This window comes from Kitasatospora sp. NPDC057692 (assembly GCF_042799475.1).
Classification (GTDB): Bacteria; Actinomycetota; Actinomycetes; order Streptomycetales; family Streptomycetaceae; genus Kitasatospora.
This window is the reverse complement of the sequence record NZ_JBHVIV010000178.1, coordinates 1-5,198: the sequence shown is the minus strand read 5'-3', so window position 1 is coordinate 5,198 and position 5,198 is coordinate 1. Positions and strand designations below refer to the sequence as shown.

Below are 5,198 nucleotides of genomic sequence, written 5' to 3'. Positions count from 1 at the left end.
CAGGGCGGGAGCCGCCCGGCCGGCGGGCGGCGCGCGTCCGCGGCGCGCGCCGGGGCCGGGACGGCGCACCACGGCACGCGCCCCCGGCGAACGCCGCCCCGCACCGCCGTGGACACGCTCCGCACACATCCGTGTACCATCGGCGATCGAGGCGGCGCCGCTGTCCGGCGCCGGACCGGCCCGCCGTCCCCCGGCCCCGTCCGGGACGCGAACCAGGAGGTCAGCCATGCCCGACGCCGGTCGGTTCAGCGAGTCGGGCGAGCAGGGCTCGCGCGCGGTGATGGAGGCGGCGGCCGTCCTGGAGCGCGAGCTGACCGCCGGCATCACCGACGCCAGGGCGGCGACCGAGCGGCTGGCCACCGAGCACCGCGTCGACCAGGAGGAGTTCGACCGGCTGGTGCGCCGGGTCTCGGAGAACACCCACCAGCTCATCGACGCGGTCAGCGAGCGGGTGCTCGCCGGCACCACCGGCGAGGTCTCCGAGCACACCGAGCGGCTCACCGCCGGCGCCCACGACGTCCTCGACCTGCTGCTCCGCCTCGGCTCGCTCGCTCCCGGCCTCGCCAACCGCGGCCTGCAGGACGCCTTCGGGCCGCAGCGCGCCGCCCGGGCGGAGGACGGCACCGGGCCCGACCAGCGGCCGCAGGGGTGACGGCCCCGGCCGCACCCCCCGCGCTCGGCGCCCCGCTCGTCGAGCACGTCCTGGCCCGCTACCGCGAGCGCACCGTCGCCGAACTCCTGCGGCACATCCCCGAGCAGAGCCCGCCGTACCTCTACGACCTGGCCGCCGACTATCCGACCCGCCCCTGCAAGGGCCTGCGCGCGGCGCTCTGCCTGGCCACCTGCGCGGCCTTCGGCGGGCGGCCCGAACGGGCCCTCAACCCGGCCGTCACGGTGGAGCTGTTCCACAACGGCTTCCTCGTCCACGACGACATCCAGGACGGCAGCGAACTGCGCCGGGGGGCGCCCACCCTGCCCGCCCGGTACGGCGTCGAGGTCGCGCTGAACGTCGGCAACGCGACCAACCTGCTCGGCCTGCGCCGGGTGATGGCCAACCGGCGCGGGCTCGGCGGGGAGCTGGCCTGGCGGCTGTTCGAGGAGACCGAGCTGATGTGCCGCCAGTCCCTGGAGGGCCAGGCCCTGGAGATCGCCTGGATCCGGGACAACGTCTGCGAGCTGACCAGCGGCGACTACTACCGGATGTGCCTGAAGAAGACGTCCTGGTACACCTTTCTCTACCCGTGCCGCTCCGGCCTGCTGGTCGCCGGGGGCGCGGGCAGCGAGGCGGGCCGGCTGGACCGGTTCGGCTGGTACCTGGGCGCGGCCTTCCAGATCCAGGACGACGTGCTCAACCTGACCGGGGCCGCCGAGGAGTACGGCAAGGAGATCGCCGGGGACCTCTGGGAGGGCAAGCGCACCCTCATGCTGATCCACCTGCTGGAGCGCGCCACCCCCGCCGAACGGGCCCGGGTGGTGCGCCACCTGAGCCTCACCCGGGCGCAGCGCGGCCCCGGGACGGCGGACGAGGTCGGCTGGCTGCTCGACCGGATGGCGGCCTACGACTGCGTGGCGAGCGCCCGGGAGGCGGCGTCCGGGCTGGTGGCGGCCGCCGGGCGGGAGGTCGCCGCGGTGCTGGCGGGGGCGCCGGAGCCGCCGGACGAGGAGGCCGCGCAGGCGCTGGCGTTCCTCGCCGCGCTGCCGGACTTCGTGGTGGCCCGCGGCCGTTGACCCCCCGTCGACGCTCCGCCCTCGGCGATGTCATCCCGGTTGCGTAAGATCCGCGACGTCGGTCCCGGACGGAGGGAACCGGCCGCGCGGTGACCCGCGTCACCGGGGATGACGTCGCACAGGTCGAACTGGGGGTGGGGTGGCCGATGTCCGTACGGTCCGGTCTGCGGGAACTCGAACGGCTCGCCGGGCGGCTGCCGGCCGGCGCCGAGCTGTACCGGCTGCGCCCCGACGGCCGCGTCCTGCTCGCGGACCGGGACGGCGCCCGGGAGTTGGGGCCCGGATCGGCGCACGGCCCGGCCGGTGAGGAGCTGCTGCGGTTCATCGACGAGGGCCAGTTCGCGCACTACCTGGTCGGCGACGCCAAGACCTCGCCGGAGCGGCCGTCGAACGCCACGTACAAGCTCGGCATCGTCGCCCCGCGCAGCGCCTTCACCCCGCACGCGCACGGCGGCGAGCACCTGGTGCTCAGCCTCGGTCACGCCGCCTGCGGCCTGTACGACGCCGAGCGGCGCCGGGTGGTGGACGTGCCGCTGACCCCCGGGCTGCTGATCCGGATACCCGAGCTGATGCCGCACTCGTTCGCCAACCGGGGCCGCGAGCCGCTCAACATCCTGGCCGCCAACACCGGGTACGGCATCGACCACGAGGACTACGCGATCACCGCCGCCGAGGCGGAGCGCCGCGCCGAGGGCGAACTCGCCGAGGCCCTGCGGGCGGTGGAGCGCGAGCAGCGGATCGGGCCGGTGGGCCGGCGGGAGCGGCTGGCGGCCGGGCTGCGCAGGCTGGCGGCGGCGCTGGAGGAGTCCGGCCGATGATCTGCCCGCACTGCGAGGCCCGGTTACCCGCCCGCGAGCGCACCGGTCGGGTCTGCGGACGCTGCCGGCAGCCGTTCGCGCTGGAGCCGAAGACCACCCGGGGCCTGCACGACCTGCGGCTGCGGCGCGCCGTGGAGCGGCTGGGCGACGGCGGCCGGGTCGTCCTGACGGTGGAGCAGCTGCGCTGGGCCTTCCACGGGAGTGGGACGCCCGGGCACGTGCCCGGCAAGCCCCCGACCGGCCGGCCGGTTCCCCCGACCTACGAGAATCCGGCCGTCATGGCCGCCCTGGTTGTCGCCGGTGCGGCGCTGCTGACCGGCGCCGGCTACCTGCTGACCCTGCCGATCGGCTTCGTCGTCCTGTCCCTCACGATGGGCGGCTTCGGCCTCATCGCGCTCTACGCGGGGGTGACCGAGCTGGTCCGGCTACCGCGGCGGCGCGGGCAGCTGGCCGCCCACCAGCGCGCCGAACTCGCGTGGCAGGAGCGGAACGAGCGCCAGAAGCAGGAGGAGGCGCGATGGACCTCGCCGCTCGGCCACGGCGGCACCTGGAGCGCCGCGGAGTTCCGCCGCTCGGTCGTCGAGCGCTGGATCGCGGTCCACGGCGCGCTCCCGGCGGGCGTGGTCGAGGAGTCCGCCGTCCGGCCGGCCGCGCCGGTCGGCCCGCCCGCGCTCGCCGTGCTCTGCCCGGACCCGACGGTGACGGCGTTCCTGCACGCCAACGGGTTCCCCGAGCGGTACCGGGCGGTGCTCGTCGCCACGCCCGGCGAGCTGCCGGAGGACCTGCCGGTGGTGGTCCTGCACGACGCCTCGCCGCAGGGCTGCCTGTTGGCCGCCGAGGCGCGCGCCGCACGGCCGGACGGCACGGTGGTGGACGCCGGGGTGTCGGCGCGCGCCGTCCTCGCGGCGGGCGAGCGGGCCGTCCAGCTGTACGAGCACCAGCTGCGCGCGCCGTTGGAGGAACGGCTGCGGCGGCTTCCCGCGCTCACCGAGGGGGAGCGCGCCTGGTTCGGCCGGGGCCTGTGGAGCCCGCTCGCCGCCCAACCGCCCAAGCGGCTCCTGGCGGTGGCCGAGCGGGCCGCCGAACGGGCGCTGCAACGCCACGTCGGATTCCTGAGCTGGCCGGTGCCGGAGGTGCCGCAATGATCTGCCCGCACTGCGAGAAGGACCTGCTCCAACGCCAGCGCCCCCGGCACCGGTGCTCGTACTGCCGCAAGGAGTTCGCGCTCGACCCCAAGGTCGACGGCCTCGGCCTGCACGACGTGCGGATCCGCAAACTGACCGCGAAGCTCACCGACGAGGGCCGGCTGACCGTCACCAGCGGGCAGCTCGCCTACGCCCTGCAGCACCGGGGGCGGCCGCCGCAGAGGTTCCGCGGCAACACGAGCGACGCGGCCGGCCTGATCGGCCTCGCGGTGATGGCGATCGTGGTGGCCGTCGCGCTCAGCGGGACCGGCTTCAGCGCGTGGCTCGTGCTGGCCGCGCTCGCGCTGGTCGGCTTCGGCATCCGCGCGTGGTGGCTGGCCGACGTACCCGCGCCGGACACCTCGGTGTCCTCGCGCTGGACCGAGGACGCGTTCCGCAGCACCGTGCTGGACCGCTGGCGGAAGGTCTACGGCACCCTGCCGGCCGGGCTGGTGGAGGACGGGCTGGTCCAGCCCGGGCGGCCGCCCGCCGACCCCTTGTTCGCCGTGCTCTGCCCGGACCGGACGGTCAGCGCCTTCCTGCACGCCAACCGCTACCACGAGCGCCACCGCGCGCTGGTCGTCACCGACCCGCGGGCCGTCCCGGCGGGCCTGCCACTGGTGGTGCTGCACGACGCCTCGCCGCACGGCCACCTGCGGGTCGCCGAGGCCCGCGCCGGGCGCCCCGGGCTGCGGGTGCTGGACGCCGGGCTCTCGGTGCGCACCGTGCTGGTCAACGAGCACAGGTACACGCTGCTGCGCGACCTCCACCGCTCGGAGGAGCTGCTGGCGCGGCTGGAGCGGGAGCTGCCCGAGCTGACCGGCAGCCAGCGCACCTGGTTCGCCGACGGCTGGTGGACCCCGCTGGCCGCGCTGCCGCCCAAGCGGCTGCTGGCGCTCGCCGAGCGGGCCGCCGAGCGGATCACCGCGCCGCCGGCGCCCCGGGACCCGGCCGCCCTGCGGACCGGACCGGTGCGCTCCCCGGCGGCCGGGCGGCCGGAGACCCCGGTCGACACCCGTCGGCGGGCGCTCGCCGTGGGCTTCATGACCTGGCCCGAGCCCGGGCCGGACGGCACGGCCGAGGAGGGCCGCCCGGGCGGCCCGCACCTCGGGAAGGGCCCCGCGTGACCGCGGGGACGACGAGAGGCAGGAAGCGAATGACGCTGCGTCCGCTGCTGGACGGCGCGCTGACCGTCGCCGCCGCCCGGGCCGGGGCGCCCGGCGGGCTGCGGTACACCGAGCGCCAGCTCTACTACGAGCTGTGCCGGGTGCTGCAGCCGCTGCACGCCGGACCGCGCCGCATCCCGTACACGCTGGCGCCGCCCGTCCGGTACGCCCGGCTCGCCGCCGCGCTCGCCGTGCGCCGCGACGGGCTGCCCGGCCTGCTGCCGCCGCCCGCGCCCCGCCCGGCCGGCCCCCGCCCGGCCGCCGCCGCCGCGGAGTCCGACCTCTACGACTACGGGCTGCCC

Annotated in this window: 5 protein-coding genes and 1 pseudogene; all 6 read left to right on the top strand. The window is 76.8% G+C overall.

Annotation, left to right across the window (positions count from 1 at the left end; all coding sequences use genetic code 11):
• Positions 1-226 precede the first annotated feature (226 nt).
• Complete coding sequence (locus ACFVFS_RS40515) at positions 227-652, top strand: hypothetical protein (protein ID WP_380630131.1); 426 nt, start codon at positions 227-229, stop codon at positions 650-652.
• Positions 649-1,728 carry a polyprenyl synthetase family protein gene (locus ACFVFS_RS40510; protein ID WP_380630130.1) on the top strand — a complete coding sequence of 360 codons (1,080 nt, stop codon included), beginning with the start codon at positions 649-651 and terminating at the stop codon, positions 1,726-1,728. Before ACFVFS_RS40515 ends, ACFVFS_RS40510 begins: the two co-directional genes overlap by 4 nt.
• A 146-nt stretch (positions 1,729-1,874) precedes the next feature.
• Positions 1,875-2,546, top strand: a complete 672-nt coding sequence (locus ACFVFS_RS40505; protein WP_380630129.1) for a cupin domain-containing protein — start codon at positions 1,875-1,877, stop codon at positions 2,544-2,546.
• Entirely contained in the window at positions 2,543-3,691 is a 1,149-nt protein-coding gene (locus ACFVFS_RS40500; RefSeq protein WP_380630127.1) for a hypothetical protein, read from the top strand. The genes ACFVFS_RS40505 and ACFVFS_RS40500 overlap by 4 nt, the downstream gene beginning before the upstream one ends.
• Positions 3,688-4,857 carry a hypothetical protein gene (locus ACFVFS_RS40495; protein ID WP_380630125.1) on the top strand — a complete coding sequence of 390 codons (1,170 nt, stop codon included), beginning with the start codon at positions 3,688-3,690 and terminating at the stop codon, positions 4,855-4,857. Before ACFVFS_RS40500 ends, ACFVFS_RS40495 begins: the two co-directional genes overlap by 4 nt.
• A gap of 29 nt (positions 4,858-4,886) precedes the next feature.
• Positions 4,887-5,198 (top strand): annotated as a pseudogene (locus tag ACFVFS_RS40490) (hypothetical protein); the annotation flags it as partial.